This is a genomic window from [Ruminococcus] torques ATCC 27756, assembly GCF_000153925.1.
GTDB classification, from domain to species: domain Bacteria; phylum Bacillota; class Clostridia; order Lachnospirales; family Lachnospiraceae; genus Mediterraneibacter; species Mediterraneibacter torques.
On sequence record NZ_DS264383.1, the window covers coordinates 58,655 to 74,889 of the forward strand.

Sequence of the window (16,235 nt, forward strand, 5' to 3'; positions counted from 1 at the left end):
TGTTAAGGGAATGTTAAAGGGAGCGCATTTTTGGAAGATGTGGCTTGCATTTTGGAGGAAAAGGTGTATCATAGGGATATATTATTGCTGACAGGAGGCTTTTTATGGACGCTATTTTGGATAAATTGACGGAAATTGAAAATGCAGCGTCTGCGATTGTTCGTCATGCAGAAGAGCAAAAAGACGTACTTGGACAGGAATTTGATGAAAAACGGAAAAAATTTGACGAGGACTTAGAAAATAAAACGAAAGCACGCCTTGAGAAAATCCGGGAACAGTTGGAAAAAGAACAGTCGAGAGTTCTTAACAGCAGCAGCGGCGCAAGTGAGGATACGATCTGCAGCCTCCGGAAAGAATATGAAGAGAAGCATACAGAATATGCGCATGAGATATTGAGACGGATCACAGAGGTGTAACTTATGGGAAATTTACTTAAGTACAGCGGGATTGTGACAAAGATCCGGGCAATGGAGGCGAAGCTTTTGACGCCGGAGCAGTTTGCGGATATAGCAAATTTACGAAGTGTTCCGGATATTGCGGACTATCTGCGGAAAAATACGGCGTATGCGGAAGTGCTTGACACTTTAACGGAAGATCAGATCCATCGAGGAAACATAGAGAAGGTGCTTGTGCAGTCGCTTTATCACGATTACACAAAGATTTACCGTTTCTGCGGGCAGAGTCAGAGAGAATTTATGAAGCTGATCATGAAAGGATACGAGATCGAGCTGATCAATTACTGTCTGCGTATCGTGATCAACCATTATAAGAAACCGTTTGATCTTAATTATAAAAGTGCGTTTTTTGACCGGTATTCGCAAATATCTATCGGAAAGCTGATCACAGCCAGAACGACAGATGAGCTTGTGGAAAATCTAAAAGAAACGGAGTATTACGCTCCGTTGAAAAAAATAAAAGATACCGATAATGTGACTCTTTATGATTACAATCTGGCGTTGGATCTTTATTATTATACATCTACATGGAAAGAGCAGAAGAAGATTTTGAAAAAGTCGGATCTTGAGCTGTTTATGAGAGATCGTGGGTCAAAGATCGATCTTTTGAATATTCAGTGGATCTACAGGGCGAAAAAGTATTACAATATGAAGCCCGCGGATATCTATCTGATGCTGATTCCGATACACTATAAATTGTCAACAGAATTAGTGAAAGATATGGTGGAGGCTCCGGGAGTCGAGGAGTTTGAAAATGTCGTAATAAGAACAACTTATGCCCGGCATTATAATTTCAAACAAAATTTGACAATGGAGCAGATGTATGCGGACTGTCTGCATCATCTGTACACGGCAGACCGGCGAAAGAATCCGTATTCGGTCTCCGCGATCAACACCTATCTCTTCTTAAAAGAAGAAGAATTGAAAAAGCTGACAACCGTTATGGAATGCGTCCGGTACGGACTGAATCCGGGAGAAACGGCAGCATACATTGGAGGTAGAACCCGATGATCGTAAAGATGAAATTTATTAATATATCAGGTCCGCGAAATGATATCGACCGTGTTACCGATCAGTATCTTTCGCGGTATGAGATTCAGCTTGAGTCTGCGCTGTCGGAACTTAAGACAGTAGATAACTTAAGACCTTTTGTGGAGCTGAACCCCTACAGGGAAGTGTTAAGTAAGGCAAATGAATTTGTCGGATATCTTCCGAATGCAGAAACAGTAGAGCCGGATACGAAACTCGGTCTTGACGATATGTTTGAGCTTGTACGCAAGGCGGATGAAGATTATCGTACACTTCAGGAAAAAAAGGAAAAGCTTAAGCAGAAAATTGAAGAATACAGGGCGAAACAGCAGATCGTAGCGCCGTTTCGACCGTTGGAATGCGATCTTCACCGTGTGCTTCATTATCGATATATCACTTATCGTTTCGGCCGTATCGCAGTGGAATTTTATCATAAGATGCAAAAATATCTTATGGATGATCTAAAAGCAATCTTCGTAGAAGGAGAGCGGGATGAAAGTTATGTTTATGGAGTATATTTCGTTTCGCAGGCGGAGACACAGAAAGTTGACGCGGTATTCCGGTCGCTGCATTTTGAAAGAATCGAGTTGAAGGATGAATTTGAAGGAACTCCCGATACGGCATACCGGGTACTCGAAAACGAGATTGCCCGTGTCAATTTAGAAATTGAAGATCTGGATAAACAGGCAGGAGAGATGCTGGCGGACCGCGCTCCGCAGTTAGTTGCGGCAAGGGACAGGCTGGAAGAACTGTCCAATAACTTCGATGTGAGAAAACTTGCGGCCAGAATGGAAGATAAACAGGAAGATTACTATATTCTGTGCGGATGGATGGCGGAAGATGATGTAGATAAATTCGTTGAGGAAGTAAAGGAAGACGATAAAGTATTCGTCGTTGTGGAAGACGATCATGACGCATATTTCGGAGAACCGCCGACAAAGCTGGAAAATCCGAAATTATTCAAACCATTTGAAATGTTCGTCAGTATGTATGGACTCCCGGCACATAACGAGATGGATCCGACGATGTTTGTCGGTCTGACGTACTCATTTATCTTTGGAGTGATGTTCGGAGATGTCGGGCAGGGACTGCTTTTGATGATCGGCGGAGGATTGGTCTATAAGTTTAAGAAAGCGCCGCTTGCGGGGATTATTGCGACGGCAGGTGTTTTTTCCACGATCTTCGGATTTCTGTTTGGAAGTATTTTCGGATTTGAAGACGTTCTTCCGGCGCTGTGGATACGGCCGATCGATCATATGACGACTTTGCCGTTTCTCGGAAAGCTGAATACGGTGTTTATTGTTGCGGTGGCGTTCGGTATGTTTCTGATCATGGTTGCGATGGTGCTTCACATTATCAATGCGGTACGAGGGAAAAATATGGAAAGCGCATGGTTTGATCCGAACGGTGCGGCAGGACTTGTATTTTATCTTGCGGTCGTAGTGACAGTCGTTCTCTTTATGACGGGAAATCCGCTTCCGGGCGGAATCGTTATGGCGATCATGTTCGGAATCCCGCTTTTGCTCATCTTTTTCAGAGAACCCCTTACGAGGATGCTTCAGAAGCGGGCGGATAAGATGGAGACAGGAAAGGCAATGTTTGTTGTGCAGGGATTTTTTGAACTCTTTGAAACATTGCTCAGTTACTTCTCTAATACGATTTCCTTTATCCGTATCGGAGCGTTTGCGGTGAGTCATGCCGCGATCATGGAAGTTGTGCTGCAGTTGGCGGGAGCAGAGAGCGGAAGTCCGAACTGGGCAGGCGTGATCTTCGGAAACCTGTTCGTTTGCGGATTCGAAGGTCTGATCGTCGGAATCCAGGTGCTGCGTCTGGAATATTACGAACTGTTCAGCCGTTTTTATAAAGGCAGCGGTCATGCATTTGATCCGTATGCAAAAAGAAAGACAAAGAAAAACAGCCGAAAATAGATTTCTTAAAATTCATCATATCATAGGAGGAACTTACAATGACAATGGGAACAAAAATCGTTTTTATCATCACGCTGATCGTGAGCATTATCGTACCGTTTGGGTATTATCTTCTTGGGGAAAAGAGCAGAAAACGTTATAAAAGAGCAATAGGAACGAATGCTTTCTTCTTTTTCGGAGCGTTTGCGATTGCATCGATCATGCTTCTTGGCGGACCGAATGTACAGGCTGCGGAAGCTGTGACTGCCGATGCGGGATTCGCAACAGGCATGGGATATCTTGCGGCTGCGATCGTTACGGGACTTTCCTGTATCGGCGGCGGAATTGCGGTTGCCAGCGCAGCCAGCGCAGCGTTAGGTGCGATCAGTGAAGATTCAAGCGTACTCGGAAAATCTCTTATTTTTGTAGGTCTTGCAGAAGGAGTGTGTCTTTATGGTTTGATCATTTCCTTCATGATTTTAGGAAACCTGTAATAAAGATACATGCGGACGGCGCGGCGGGAGCAGCGTAAACGGTAAGGCAGAAAGGAAAAGGATCTGAAGTTATGAAGATGTATCTGATCAGCGACAATGTTGACACATATACCGGGATGCGTCTGGCAGGAGTAGACGGCATTGTCGTTCATGAACAAGATGAACTAAAGCAGGCGTTGGAACGTGTTCTTGAAGACAAAAGTATAGGAATTGTACTTTTGACAGAGAAATTCGGCAGGGAGTTTCCGGCGATCATCGATACATTCCGATTGGAACGTAAGATGCCGCTTCTTGTGGAAATTCCGGACCGGCACGGAACGGGACGAAAAAAAGATTTTATCACATCTTATATAACGGAAGCGATCGGATTGAAATTATAAGGCGGAGATATTCATTCCGACGAATGAAGAATACAGCGGACAAAGCAGTGATAGAGCAGAAAATAAATCAGGCAAATGAAGCAGATAAATCGTAGAAAAGGGAGGGCTTTCGGTTGACTCTTGAAGAAAAACTCACATATATGCAGACTGTGTCTATGGAGCAGGCGCGCGCAGAAGGAAATGCGATCATAGATGCGCACAGAGAAGCGCTGGAAAAAATATTCAGCGACCATAAGTCAGAGATGATGCGGCAGGCGGAAACGCGCATAAAAGCAGAGACGACAAATGCAAAACGGACAGTAAGTCAGGCATTGGCAAAGTCTCAGCTGGAGATTAAACGAAGCCAGGGAAAAGTGCAGCAGGAGCTGAAAGACAAAGTGTTTGAAGAAGCGATGCAGCTTGTGAACGATTATATGAAAACAAAAGCATACGACGACTTTCTTGTTAAGTGTATCCGAAAGGCAGAGCGGTTTGCAGGCGATGACCCGGTCGTTATTTATATTAATCCGTCCGATGAAAAAAAACGTACGGAGCTGGAAAAAGAAACCGGGGCGAAGCTTACGGTGAGTGCGGAAGATTTTATCGGCGGGGTGCGCGCGGTAATCCGTTCGCGTAATATTTTGATGGACCATTCGTTTAAAACGCAGATCCAGGACGAATATGACAAATTTTTGTTTTTAGGAGGTGACGGAATTGCTTAACACAGGAACGATTTATGGAATTAACGGACCTGTCATCTACCTGAAAGGAAATACAGGATTTCGTATGTCGGAAATGGTTTATGTCGGAAAACAAAAATTAGTAGGCGAAGTGATCGCTCTTGATAAAGACAGGACGACGATCCAGGTGTATGAAGAAACGACAGGACTTAGACCGGGAGAGGAAGTTGTCGCAAGCGGAAATGCGGTTTCGGTAACGCTTGCGCCGGGAATCCTGAATAATATATTTGACGGAATCGAGCGTCCGCTTGAGAGAATTGCAGAGACAGGCGGCGCGTTTATTACAAGAGGAGTCAGCGTGGATTCGCTTGACAGAGAGAAAAAATGGAAGACTCACATCGTCGTTGAAAAAGGTCAGTACCTTCATGGCGGAGATATTATAGCGGAAGTGCCGGAGACACATGCGATCCTTCACAAATGTATGATTCCTCCGGATGTGGAAGGAACGGTAAAAGAGGTTGTAAAAGACGGAGAGTATACGATCGATGAAACTCTCGTTATATTAGAACTTCCGGATGGCGGTGAAAAGAAGCTGACTATGACACAGCGGTGGCCGATCCGTGTGCCCCGCCCGACACATCACCGATTTCCGGCGTCTGTTCCGCTTGTGACCGGACAGCGTATCATCGATACGATGTTTCCGATCGCAAAGGGAGGAACTGCTGCGATTCCGGGAGGATTCGGAACCGGAAAGACAATGACTCAGCATCAGATCGCCAAATGGGCGGATGCGGATATTATTATTTACATCGGATGCGGAGAGCGTGGAAATGAGATGACGCAGGTTCTGGAAGAGTTCGGTGAATTGACAGACCCGCGGACAGGCAATCCGCTTATGGACAGAACAACGCTGATCGCAAATACGTCAAACATGCCGGTGGCTGCCCGTGAGGCAAGTATTTATACAGGACTTACGCTGGCGGAATATTACCGGGATATGGGATACGATGTGGCGATCATGGCAGATTCTACGTCCAGATGGGCCGAGGCACTGAGGGAACTTTCGGGACGTTTGGAAGAGATGCCGGCAGAAGAAGGATTTCCGGCTTATCTGGCATCAAGATTGTCGGCGTTTTACGAGAGAGCCGGAATGATGCACAATCTGAACGGAACAGACGGATCGGTTACGATCATCGGAGCGGTATCGCCTCAGGGCGGTGATTTTTCCGAGCCGGTCACACAGAATACGAAACGTTTTGTGCGCTGTTTTTGGGGACTGGATAAAAGTCTTGCGTATTCGAGACATTTTCCGGCAATTCATTGGCTCACAAGTTACAGCGAATATCTGAACGATTTAAGCCATTGGTATCAGGATAATGTATCCCCGCAGTTTGTTGATTATAGAAATAGGTTAATGGCGCTTCTGAATCAGGAGAGCAGCCTGTTGGAGATCGTAAAATTGATCGGAAGCGACGTTCTGCCGGATGATCAGAAGCTTGTACTTGAGATTGCCCGCGTGATCCGTTTGGGATTTTTACAGCAGAACGCATTTCATAAAGACGATACATGTGTCTCAATGGAAAAACAGTTTTTGATGATGGACACAATTTTATATCTTTATAAACAGGCAAGGACGCTTGTGACGATGGGGCATCCTATGTCTGTGCTGAAGGCGGAAAATATTTTCGACCGTGTAATCTCGATCAAATATGATGTGCCGAACGACAGATTGGAAATGTTTGCTCAATATCATCGTGATATCGACGCGTTTTATCAGAATGTTTTGGAAAAGAATGCATAAGGAGAACCGAAGATCATGTCAATCGAATATTTAGGATTAAGCAGCATCAACGGCCCGCTGATCGCGCTGGAGGGCGTACAGGATGCATTTTTCGACGAGATCGTGGAATTCGTCGTAGACGGTACGCAGAGAAAGATCGGCCGTATCGTAGAAATATATGAAGATAAAGCCGTTATTCAGGTATTTGAAGGCTCTGAAAATATGTCCCTGAAAAATACGCATACAAAACTGACAGGCCATCCGATGGAGATCGCGCTTTCGCCGGATATACTTGGCAGAACGTTTAACGGGATCGGAAATCCGATCGACGGACTTGGACCGATTGCTTCTACGTTAAGAAGAGACGTGAATGGATCTCCTCTCAATCCTGTGAAGAGAGAGTATCCTCGAAATTATATCAGAACAGGAATTTCTGCGATCGACGGACTGACGACGCTGATCCGCGGACAGAAACTGCCGATCTTTTCGGGAAATGGTCTGCCCCATGACCAACTGGCGGCGCAGATTGTAAAACAGGCGTCTCTGGGAGAAAATTCAGATGAAAAGTTCGCGATCGTATTTGCGGCAATGGGTGTAAAGCATGATGTGGCGGATTTCTTCCGCAATACGTTCGAGGAGAGCGGGGTTGCGGATCACGTAGCCATGTTTTTGAATCTGGCGAACGATCCTGTTGTGGAACGTCTTATCACGCCGAAAGTGGCATTGACGGCGGCGGAATATCTGGCGTTTGAACAGAATATGCATATTCTTGTAATCTTGACTGATATGACATCCTTTGCAGAAGCGATGCGTGAAGTTTCTTCGTCAAAAGGTGAGATTCCGAGCCGAAAAGGTTATCCGGGATACTTGTACAGTGAACTTGCCACGATTTACGAAAGAGCGGGGATCGTACAGGGAGTGAACGGTTCTGTAACACAGCTTCCGATTCTTACGATGCCAAATGACGATATCACACATCCGATTCCCGATCTGACGGGATATATTACAGAAGGGCAGATTGTACTTGACCGTCCCCTTAACGGACAGTCGATCTATCCGCCGATCAACATTCTTCCGTCATTGTCCCGTCTTATGAAAGACGGTATCGGCGAGGGATATACGAGAGAAGATCATCAGGATCTGGCAAATCAGTTGTTCTCCGCATATGCAAAAGTCGGAGATGCCCGAAATCTGGCGTCTGTTATAGGTGAGGATGAATTGTCGCCTATTGATAAGAAGTATCTTGAGTTCGGAAAAGAATTTGAAGAAAAATATATCGGTCAGGGAATGAATGAAAACCGTACAATGGAGGAGACGCTTGATCTCGGATGGAAACTGCTCGGACGTTTGCCGAGAGAAGAGCTTGACCGCGTTGATACGAAGATTCTTGATAAATATTATAAACCGTCTGAAGAAGAATAAGTTAGGGTGCAGAGAAACTGATCCTTTCAGAGTAAAAATAAAAGCGGGGAAGGAGGAGGCATATGGATCCGCGTACATTTCCGACAAAAGGAAATCTTATGCTGGCGAAAAATTCGCTTGCGTTGGCGAAGCAAGGTTATGATCTGATGGATAAAAAAAGAAATATACTGATCAGAGAACTGATGGATCTGATCGATGAAGCACGGACGATCCAAGAAGAGATCGACACGACGTTCACTTATGCGTATGAATGTCTGCAAAGGGCGAACATCGAAAACGGAATCAGCAATGTTGAGATGCTTGCATATACAGTTCCGATCGAAAATTCGATCACGATCCAGACGCGCAGTATTATGGGAACGGAAATCCCTCATGTCAAATATATGCCTGATGCCGGAAAGCCAACGTATTCATTTAGTACGACCCGTGAATCGATCGATAAGGCGAGAGAAGCATTCCGCAAGGTAAAAGATCTGACGGTGAAATTGTCTATGGTAGAAAATGCGGCGTACCGCCTTGCGGGAAATATCAAAAAGACGCAGAAGAGGGCAAATGCATTGCAGAATATCACGATTCCGATGTATACATCACTTGTATATACGATCACGAATGCTTTGGAAGAAAAAGAGCGTGAAGAATTTACCCGTTTGAAAGTAATTAAACGAATGAAAACAAAGAAACAAGGCGGCTGAGAAACCTTACTGATCTTTTGGTATGCCCGTTTGAATATATTTTACGCATGCCGGAATGAAAGGTGCAGGAAAGAGGAAGGAATCACAATGAGCAATGAGGAACAAAAGTCAATAACACCGGGCATTTACTTGTGGCTGATTGCAGTGAATATTTATATCAGCATGTTTGCGTTTGGCGGAGGTTATGTTGTTGTTCCTCTTGTACGCCGAAGTTTTGTTGAAAAGAAAAAGATATTTACAGAAGATGAGCTGATGGAGATGTCCGCTGTGGCGCAGTCAAGTCCGGGGGCGATCGCGGTGAATCTGGCGGCGTTGTCGGGGTATAAGGCGGCGGGAACGGCAGGGGCGGTGATTAGCTGTGCGGCTTCTGTAATTCCGCCGCTTGTGATTCTCGGAATCATTTCAGGATTTTATGATTTATTTATTGCAAATAAAATTGTTGCCGCTGTTTTAAAAGGAATGCAATCCGGAGTTGCGGCTTTGATCGTCAGTGTTGTAGCAGATATGTGCACTGTGATATTGAAAGAAAAATCATTTTTTCTTTTTTCCCTTATTCCGATCGCCTTTATAGCAAATTTTATTTTTGATGTAAATGTGGCGCTGATTCTGGCAGTATGCTGCGGGCTTTGTATCCTTCGGGTTTACGTAAGAAGCGGAGGTCACAAATGGAAATTCTTTTAAAATTATTTTTGACATTTTTGAAGATCGGCCTTGTCAGTATCGGAGGCGGGTATGCGGTAATCCCTTCGATCCATGAAGAAGTTGTAGTAAAAGCGGGATGGATCGGAGAAAAAGTATTTGCGGATATTATTACGATATCTCAGATGACGCCCGGTCCTCTGGCAGTGAATACATCTACGTTTGTCGGCTTGCAGATCGCAGGTGCGGCAGGCGCGGTTGTGGCAACAGTCGGATGCGTTTTTTGCGGAGTTGCGATTTCATTGACTCTGTATCGTTTTTTTCAGAAGCATAAAGAGTCAGTCTATATTTTTGAGACGCTTAACGGATTGAAAGCAGCTTCTCTGGGATTGATCGTATCAGCCGCGGCAACGATCATATTGCTTTCTTTTTTCGGAACAGGAGATCCGGATTTAAAAACAATGAAAGAATCGCTTGATATCGGCGCGGTAGCTATTTTCGGAGGAGTGTTGTTTTTGTCGCGGAAGCGGAAGATCAACCCGATCATGCTGATGCTCGTAAGCGGAGCGGCAGGTATAATTTTATACATGTAACTGTAAAAGTAAAAAAGTAAAGAAGGCGGTCTTGAATAGAAAAGCGGCAAAGGGTCTGATAAGGAAAGATCAGAAACAGAGGAAAGAGGTTTATGAGAGAAAAGAAAAATAAGAATGATAATGTAAATGACGTAAATGGCAAAAGAGATAATAAGAAAGCGGCCGGAAAATTTAAAAATTGGACAACAGCTCTTAGCATGGAGCTAAGGGAACATAAAAGTTCGGCTATAGTGTATTTTACATTGAGGGCGCTTGTGATCATTATGCTCGTGCTCCAACTTTTGAATCGGAATTATGAAAATGTATTTTTGTGTATACTTACGCTTCTTTTGCTTGTGATTCCGAGTTTGGCACAGATTACATTTAAAGTGGAACTGCCGACAGCATTGGAGATTATCATTCTTGTATTTATTTTTTCGGCAGAGATACTCGGCGAGATCAGTGAATTTTATCTTGTATTTCCGTTCTGGGATACAGTGTTACATACATTGAACGGTTTTCTTGCGGCGGCGATCGGATTTTCGCTTGTTGATCTGCTGAACAGAAGTGACCGGACGGTTTTTTCACTGTCGCCGCTTTTTACGGCAATCGTAGCGTTTTGTTTTTCGATGACGATCGGAGTTGTGTGGGAGTTTTTTGAGTTTGGGATGGATATGATCATGGAACTCGATATGCAGAAAGATACGGTTATCCATACGATTCGATCTGTTATGCTTGATCCGGGCGGACATAATGTGCCGTATGCGATACAAAACATAACAGATGTTGCGGTGAACGGACAATCTCTTGGATTGGGAGGATATCTTGATATCGGACTGCTTGATACGATGCAGGATTTGATCGTTAATTTTATCGGCGCGGCTGTATTTTCCGTACTTGGATTTTTCTATGTGAAAAGCAGAGGAAAAGGAAAGGTGGCAGGAAGCTTTATACCGAGAAGAAAAGCGCATGACAGAGACTTTTTGAGAATTGCGAGAGAGTCTTCGGAAGTGGAGCAAGATATACAGGAGAAATCGCAGAAAGTGCCGAAAGGCAGTGCAAAAAACGGAGACAGATGACAGAAAGAAGAAAAGGTATATGAAACAGGCGTCATAAGCGGCGCTTGGGAGACGGCAGTCGGTACAATAGATGTGGTTTTATAAACATTATCACAGAAACAAGTCTATTTTTGACAATGTTTGTTAAAAAATAGACATAAAGATTGTGGAAAGCGACAAAATATATTGCAAAAACAGCGGGTGCATTGTATATAATTTTTGATAATTTACAGAAAAAGAATATTGTTAAAAAAGAGAGATGAAAATTGAATAAATTTTCATCTTTTTTTATGTTATGAGGTGGCAAAATGAAAGAAAAAAACGGATTTTTTGCCAAAACAGAAAATAAAGTGGAAATATTGACAAAAATATTCTTCGGGTGTAATGTTTTACTCGACTTTTAGGGAAGCCGGAAATACAGAAAAAACGGCTTGTACCGAAAACGGTCGGACCTAAGAGATGAAGATATAACAGGGGTTCGATGGGGAACGGTTCTCGATGGAAAAGAGCTCTTTTTTTATACCCAAAACGAACGGAAGCCTGTAATAAAAAAGCAAAGAAAAAGGAGGGAGCAATACGGGAAATCTGACAGAAACATTGATGGAGGAACTGAATTGTAAAACGGTTTTGAAACTTCCTGTTTTAGGAGGAATTTCGGAATCGGTTGTTGTCACTTGGATCATTATGGCAGTTTTGGTTCTTTTATCCATTATATTAGTAAGAAACCTTAAGGTTGAAAATCCCGGAAAGGTACAGCTTGCATTGGAGTCAATGATCGGTTGGGCGCAGGATTTCTTTGAAGGAATTATCGGAAAAGAAAATAAAGCTTATGTGCCGTATCTTATCACGGTACTTCTTTATCTGGCAGTGTCGAATACGATCGGATTGTTAGGTTTTAAACCGCCGACAAAAGACTTGAATGTGACTGCGGCGCTGGCGATCATGAGTATGTGCGTGATTGAATTTTCGGGAATTCATAAAAACGGAGTAGTCCACTGGATGAAACATTTTGCAAAGCCGGTTCCGGTTGTGGCGCCGATTACGATATTGGAAATTGTGATCCGCCCATTGTCGCTTTGTATGCGGCTTTTCGGAAATATGCTGGCGGGATTTGTAGTGCTGGAACTTTTGAAATATTTTGTGCCGCTTATTTGCCCGATCCCCGTAAGTTTCTATTTTGATATCTTTGACGGGCTTCTTCAGGCATATGTATTTGTATTTCTGACCGCGTTATTTATGACGGAGGAAATGGAATAGAATCAAAAGATAAACAGCCGGGCTGTTTCAAATGATGGAAACGATTAAGAATAAAAAACAATCAATAAAAAACAATCAAACAGATTAAAAAATTAAAGGAGAACAAAAAACATGGAAGCAATTATAGCAATCGGAGCAGCAGTAGCAGTATTGACAGGTATCGGAGCAGGCGTCGGTATCGGTATCGCAACAGGAAAAGCGGCAGAAGCGATCGCAAGACAGCCGGAAGCAGAGAGTAAGATCAGTAAGAATCTGATTCTCGGATGTGCGCTTGCGGAGGCAACGGCTATTTATGGATTTATTATCGGAATTTTGATCATCATTCTTCTCGGTTAATAAAGTCAGATGTTACATTGTGAAAATGACGGGAAAGGCATGGGAAAAAGATGATAGAAATAAATATGAATCTTGTCTATACAATAATAAATGTGATAATTCTCTATCTCTTGCTGAGACATTTTCTGATCAAGCCTGTGACAGACATTATGGAGAAACGTAAACAACTGATTGCAGACGGACTGCAGAGCGCGCAGGATGCGCAGGATGGCGCTCTTAAAATGAAACAAGAATATGAAGCGGCGTTAAACGGAGCAAAACAGGAGTCTGTTCAGATCGTAGAAAATGCAAGAAAAAGCGCAAAGGCAGAGTATGACCGTATTCTGGAAGAAGCGGGGAACAAAGCGGACAGCATGATCGCGTCGGCAAAAGAGACAATCCGCATTGAACGGGAAAAAACGATCCATGAACTGAAGGGCGAGATCACCGGTCTTGCGATCGCTTCGGCGGCGAAGATTGCAGGCGGGAAGTCGGACGAAGAAAGAGAGAGTCAGTTGTTCGATCAGTTTCTAAGAGAAACAGGAGAGGGACACGGAAATGAAAACAAATAGAAAAGTAATTTGTTCTTCTTCGGCAGTGAGATACGCAGAAACGCTTTTTGAACTGAATATTCCGAAAGAGACGATAGAAAAAACTCGTGAAATATTTTCGGAAGTACCGCAGATCACAGATGTTCTGGACAATCCGACGATTCGTCAAGAGAAGAAGGAACAGGTCATAGATAAAGTGTTTCCGCGGGAAATGAGAAACTTTCTGAAGATTGTCTGCCGTTATCGTAAGGTTCGTCTGCTTGGAGAAATTTTTGACGCATACGATATGCGGGCAGATGAGGAGGAACAGATCATAAGAGCGGTTCTTTTTTACACGGCGCTTCCAAGTGAAGAACAAAAAAAAGGCATGGAATCGTTTTTGTGCAGAAAATACGGAGCAAAACGCGCGTATATTGAGATGAAAAAAGATGATTCTCTGATAGGCGGATTTATTCTGCGGGTAGGAAACGATGAGTATGACAGGAGCACGAAAGGCCGTCTGGACAGATTAGAACAAAGATTAACACGGAGGTGAGCGAGGTGAGTTCGATCAACTCAAATGAAATCATTTCGATCTTAAAAGAAGAGATTGAGAATTTTGATATGATGAGCAAAGACAGTGAAGTGGGAACTGTCATTACAGTAGGCGACGGGATCGCTTCGATTTATGGAATAGATCATGCGATGTACGGTGAGATCGTTACGTTTGAAAACGGATTGAAGGGAATGGTTCAGGATATCCGAAGAAACGAGATCGGCTGTATTCTTTTCGGAAGCGATACAAGAATCAGTGAAGGAACGAAAGTAACCCGTACGGGAAAGAGAGCCGGAGTTCCGGTTGGAGACGCTTATATAGGAAGAGTCGTAAATGCGCTTGGCGAGCCGATAGACGGAAAAGGAAGTATAGAAGCCGACGGTTATCGTCCGATTGAGCAGGAAGCGCCCGGAATCGTTGACAGAAAATCTGTCAGTGTTCCGATGGAGACGGGAATCCTTTCTATTGACTCTATGTTTCCGATCGGAAGAGGGCAAAGAGAGCTGATCATCGGAGACAGACAGACAGGGAAAACGTCGATCGCTCTTGATACGATTTTGAATCAAAAAGACAAAGATGTGATCTGTGTCTATGTTGCAATCGGACAGAAAGCGTCTACGGTAGCAAAAGTTGTTAATACATTAAAGACAAACGGCGCTCTTGATTATACGATCGTCGTGTCATCAACGGCAAGCGACTGCGCGCCGCTTCAGTATATTGCTCCATATGCGGGAACCGCAATGGCAGAATACTTTATGTATAAAGGAAAAGACGTATTGATCGTGTATGACGACCTGTCAAAACATGCGGTTGCATACAGGGCGCTTTCCCTTTTGCTCGGACGTTCTCCGGGACGAGAGGCTTACCCGGGAGATGTATTTTATCTTCACTCAAGACTGCTGGAACGCTCAAGCAGATTAAGTGATGAAAACGGCGGCGGTTCGATCACTGCGCTGCCGATCATCGAGACACAGGCAGGAGACGTATCTGCATATATTCCTACGAACGTGATCTCGATCACAGACGGACAGATCTTTTTGGAGAGCGGATTGTTTGCGGCGGGCATGCGTCCGGCGGTAAATGTCGGTCTTTCCGTATCGCGTGTAGGCGGGGCGGCACAGACGAAGGCGATGAAAAAAGCGTCGGGAAGTATCCGTATCGATCTCGCGCAGTATAGAGAGATGGAAGTGTTTACACAGTTTAGCTCGGACCTGGATCCTGCGACGAAGGAACAGCTGGAATATGGAAGCGGACTGATGGAACTTTTGAAACAGCCGTTATATCATCCGATGTCACTGCATGAAAAAGTAATTACTCTTTGTGCCGCGACACACAAAATATTCCTCGGCATCGATAAAAAAGAAATACGTCAGTTCCGTCTTGATCTCATGACGTGGTTTGATACGAAATACCCAAATATCGGCGAAGAGATCGAAGAGAAAAAAGTGTTGTCTGATGAATTGATCGATCAGATTGTGTTGATCGCAGAGGAATTTAAAAAGAGCAGGTGATAATATGGCAAATATCAGAGAGATACAAAGCCGTATCAACAGTGTAAAAGATACGATGAAGATTACGAACGCGATGTATATGATCTCTTCGTCGAAAATGACCCATGCGAAGAAAAAACTTGCGGATACAGAGCCTTACTTTTATGGCCTGCAAGGCGAAATATCGAGAATACTCAGACATTTGCCGGACTTGCATCATGGATATTTTTCGGCGCGCGAGAATGTTCCGGAAGGAGAGCGCAAGATCGGTTCGATCGTTATTACGGCGGATAAAGGACTGGCAGGGGCGTATAATCATAATATCGTGAAATTAGAAGAAGAGATACTGGCCCGTCCGGGGATTCATAAATTGTTTATCGTAGGAGAACTCGGTCGTCATTACTTTGCAAAGCGGGACGTGCAGATCGATACCAATTTTCAATATACGGTACAAAATCCGACGATGCACAGGGCGAGGGATATTGCCGCGGTTCTGCTCGACCAGTTCAGGGAGAGGGAATTGGACGAGATCTATATTGTTTATACGAGGATGGAAAATTCTGTTCAGGCAGAAGCAGAAGTAATGAAGCTTCTTCCGCTTGAAAGAAGCTCGTTTAACGAAATGAAAATGCCGTTGAACGTGCACAGAGAAGCAATCGCGCTGTATCCGTCTGCAGAAGCGGTAATGGATAGTATCATTCCGAATTATGTGACCGGAATCGTCTACGGAGCGCTTGTGGAAGCATATGCAAGCGAACATAACGCCCGCATGATGGCGATGAAATCTGCGACAGACAGTGCGAAAAGTCTGATCCATGACTTGTCGATCATATATAACAGAGCAAGGCAGGCGGCGATCACACAGGAAATTACAGAAGTGTGCAGCGGGGCAAGGGCACAGCGAAAATAGAAATGCAGCAGAAAAAAGCCGGGGCTGATACCTCGGGAAGATCAGTATGTCAAACAGGCGGCAGAATGCCGCTATAGTTCTAAGAAAGTG

Annotated in this window: 18 protein-coding genes; all 18 read left to right on the forward strand. The window is 44.1% G+C overall.

Features of this window, described 5'->3' with window-relative positions; genetic code table 11:
* Positions 1-104: 104 nt before the first annotated feature.
* The 18 genes from RUMTOR_RS12310 (at position 105) to atpG (ending at position 16,145) form a co-directional block, all read left to right on the forward strand.
* Entirely contained in the window at positions 105-416 is a 312-nt protein-coding gene (locus RUMTOR_RS12310) for a hypothetical protein (RefSeq protein ID WP_004848459.1), read from the forward strand.
* A gap of 3 nt (positions 417-419) precedes the next feature.
* Positions 420-1,466, forward strand: a complete 1,047-nt coding sequence (locus RUMTOR_RS12315; RefSeq protein ID WP_004848461.1) for a V0D/AC39 family V-type ATPase subunit — start codon at positions 420-422, stop codon at positions 1,464-1,466.
* On the forward strand, positions 1,463-3,412 hold the full coding sequence (locus tag RUMTOR_RS12320; protein ID WP_004848463.1) for a V-type ATP synthase subunit I: 1,950 nt from the start codon (positions 1,463-1,465) through the stop codon (positions 3,410-3,412). The genes RUMTOR_RS12315 and RUMTOR_RS12320 overlap by 4 nt, the downstream gene beginning before the upstream one ends.
* Before the next feature lie 38 nt (positions 3,413-3,450).
* Complete coding sequence (locus RUMTOR_RS12325) at positions 3,451-3,885, forward strand: ATP synthase subunit C (RefSeq protein WP_004848465.1); 435 nt, start codon at positions 3,451-3,453, stop codon at positions 3,883-3,885.
* 71 nt (positions 3,886-3,956) lie between these two features.
* Positions 3,957-4,265, forward strand: a complete 309-nt coding sequence (locus RUMTOR_RS12330; protein ID WP_004848467.1) for a V-type ATP synthase subunit F — start codon at positions 3,957-3,959, stop codon at positions 4,263-4,265.
* 113 nt (positions 4,266-4,378) lie between these two features.
* Complete coding sequence (locus RUMTOR_RS12335; RefSeq protein ID WP_009320138.1) at positions 4,379-4,966, forward strand: V-type ATP synthase subunit E; 588 nt, start codon at positions 4,379-4,381, stop codon at positions 4,964-4,966.
* Positions 4,959-6,725 (forward strand): V-type ATP synthase subunit A, encoded by a 1,767-nt coding sequence (locus RUMTOR_RS12340; RefSeq protein WP_009243688.1) that lies wholly within the window; start codon positions 4,959-4,961, stop codon positions 6,723-6,725. The genes RUMTOR_RS12335 and RUMTOR_RS12340 overlap by 8 nt, the downstream gene beginning before the upstream one ends.
* A gap of 15 nt (positions 6,726-6,740) precedes the next feature.
* Positions 6,741-8,126, forward strand: coding sequence for a V-type ATP synthase subunit B (locus RUMTOR_RS12345; protein ID WP_004848473.1), 1,386 nt, complete (start codon positions 6,741-6,743; stop codon positions 8,124-8,126).
* A gap of 62 nt (positions 8,127-8,188) precedes the next feature.
* A complete protein-coding gene (locus RUMTOR_RS12350) occupies positions 8,189-8,818 on the forward strand; it encodes a V-type ATP synthase subunit D (protein WP_004848475.1) in 630 nt (209 codons plus the stop codon).
* Between the two features lie 87 nt (positions 8,819-8,905).
* Positions 8,906-9,499: a chromate transporter gene (locus RUMTOR_RS12355; RefSeq protein ID WP_004848476.1), complete on the forward strand. Its 594-nt coding sequence runs from the start codon at positions 8,906-8,908 to the stop codon at positions 9,497-9,499.
* On the forward strand, positions 9,484-10,050 hold the full coding sequence (locus tag RUMTOR_RS12360) for a chromate transporter (protein ID WP_004848478.1): 567 nt from the start codon (positions 9,484-9,486) through the stop codon (positions 10,048-10,050). The genes RUMTOR_RS12355 and RUMTOR_RS12360 overlap by 16 nt, the downstream gene beginning before the upstream one ends.
* A gap of 92 nt (positions 10,051-10,142) precedes the next feature.
* Complete coding sequence (locus RUMTOR_RS12365) at positions 10,143-11,108, forward strand: DUF2238 domain-containing protein (RefSeq protein ID WP_004848480.1); 966 nt, start codon at positions 10,143-10,145, stop codon at positions 11,106-11,108.
* A gap of 579 nt (positions 11,109-11,687) precedes the next feature.
* On the forward strand, positions 11,688-12,344 hold the full coding sequence (locus RUMTOR_RS12370; protein ID WP_004848488.1) for a F0F1 ATP synthase subunit A: 657 nt from the start codon (positions 11,688-11,690) through the stop codon (positions 12,342-12,344).
* Positions 12,345-12,455: 111 nt separating this feature from the next.
* Complete coding sequence (gene atpE / locus RUMTOR_RS12375; protein WP_004848489.1) at positions 12,456-12,680, forward strand: ATP synthase F0 subunit C; 225 nt, start codon at positions 12,456-12,458, stop codon at positions 12,678-12,680.
* Positions 12,681-12,745: 65 nt separating this feature from the next.
* On the forward strand, positions 12,746-13,231 hold the full coding sequence (atpF, locus tag RUMTOR_RS12380; RefSeq protein WP_242647709.1) for a F0F1 ATP synthase subunit B: 486 nt from the start codon (positions 12,746-12,748) through the stop codon (positions 13,229-13,231).
* The gene (gene atpH / locus RUMTOR_RS12385; RefSeq protein WP_004848494.1) at positions 13,218-13,745 is read left to right on the forward strand and encodes an ATP synthase F1 subunit delta; all 528 of its coding nucleotides are present in this window, start codon (positions 13,218-13,220) and stop codon (positions 13,743-13,745) included. The genes atpF and atpH overlap by 14 nt, the downstream gene beginning before the upstream one ends.
* A 5-nt stretch (positions 13,746-13,750) precedes the next feature.
* Entirely contained in the window at positions 13,751-15,256 is a 1,506-nt protein-coding gene (gene atpA / locus RUMTOR_RS12390) for a F0F1 ATP synthase subunit alpha (RefSeq protein WP_009243685.1), read from the forward strand.
* A 4-nt stretch (positions 15,257-15,260) separates the two neighbouring features.
* On the forward strand, positions 15,261-16,145 hold the full coding sequence (gene atpG / locus RUMTOR_RS12395) for an ATP synthase F1 subunit gamma (protein WP_004848498.1): 885 nt from the start codon (positions 15,261-15,263) through the stop codon (positions 16,143-16,145).
* Positions 16,146-16,235 lie beyond the last annotated feature (90 nt).

Excerpts from the sequence above, each read along its gene's own strand:
- atpF (WP_242647709.1), top strand. The coding sequence starts at position 12,746 with ATGAATCTTGTCTATACAATAATAAATGTGATAATTCTCTATCTCTTG.
- RUMTOR_RS12345 (WP_004848473.1), top strand. The coding sequence starts at position 6,741 with ATGTCAATCGAATATTTAGGATTAAGCAGCATCAACGGCCCGCTGATC.
- RUMTOR_RS12320 (WP_004848463.1), top strand. The coding sequence starts at position 1,463 with ATGATCGTAAAGATGAAATTTATTAATATATCAGGTCCGCGAAATGAT.
- atpG (WP_004848498.1), top strand. The coding sequence starts at position 15,261 with ATGGCAAATATCAGAGAGATACAAAGCCGTATCAACAGTGTAAAAGAT.
- RUMTOR_RS12360 (WP_004848478.1), top strand. The coding sequence starts at position 9,484 with ATGGAAATTCTTTTAAAATTATTTTTGACATTTTTGAAGATCGGCCTT.
- RUMTOR_RS12330 (WP_004848467.1), top strand. The coding sequence starts at position 3,957 with ATGAAGATGTATCTGATCAGCGACAATGTTGACACATATACCGGGATG.
- atpE (WP_004848489.1), top strand. The coding sequence starts at position 12,456 with ATGGAAGCAATTATAGCAATCGGAGCAGCAGTAGCAGTATTGACAGGT.
- RUMTOR_RS12370 (WP_004848488.1), top strand. The coding sequence starts at position 11,688 with ATGGAGGAACTGAATTGTAAAACGGTTTTGAAACTTCCTGTTTTAGGA.
- RUMTOR_RS12350 (WP_004848475.1), top strand. The coding sequence starts at position 8,189 with ATGGATCCGCGTACATTTCCGACAAAAGGAAATCTTATGCTGGCGAAA.
- RUMTOR_RS12355 (WP_004848476.1), top strand. The coding sequence starts at position 8,906 with ATGAGCAATGAGGAACAAAAGTCAATAACACCGGGCATTTACTTGTGG.
- RUMTOR_RS12365 (WP_004848480.1), top strand. The coding sequence starts at position 10,143 with ATGAGAGAAAAGAAAAATAAGAATGATAATGTAAATGACGTAAATGGC.
- atpH (WP_004848494.1), top strand. The coding sequence starts at position 13,218 with ATGAAAACAAATAGAAAAGTAATTTGTTCTTCTTCGGCAGTGAGATAC.
- RUMTOR_RS12310 (WP_004848459.1), top strand. The coding sequence starts at position 105 with ATGGACGCTATTTTGGATAAATTGACGGAAATTGAAAATGCAGCGTCT.
- RUMTOR_RS12315 (WP_004848461.1), top strand. The coding sequence starts at position 420 with ATGGGAAATTTACTTAAGTACAGCGGGATTGTGACAAAGATCCGGGCA.
- RUMTOR_RS12325 (WP_004848465.1), top strand. The coding sequence starts at position 3,451 with ATGACAATGGGAACAAAAATCGTTTTTATCATCACGCTGATCGTGAGC.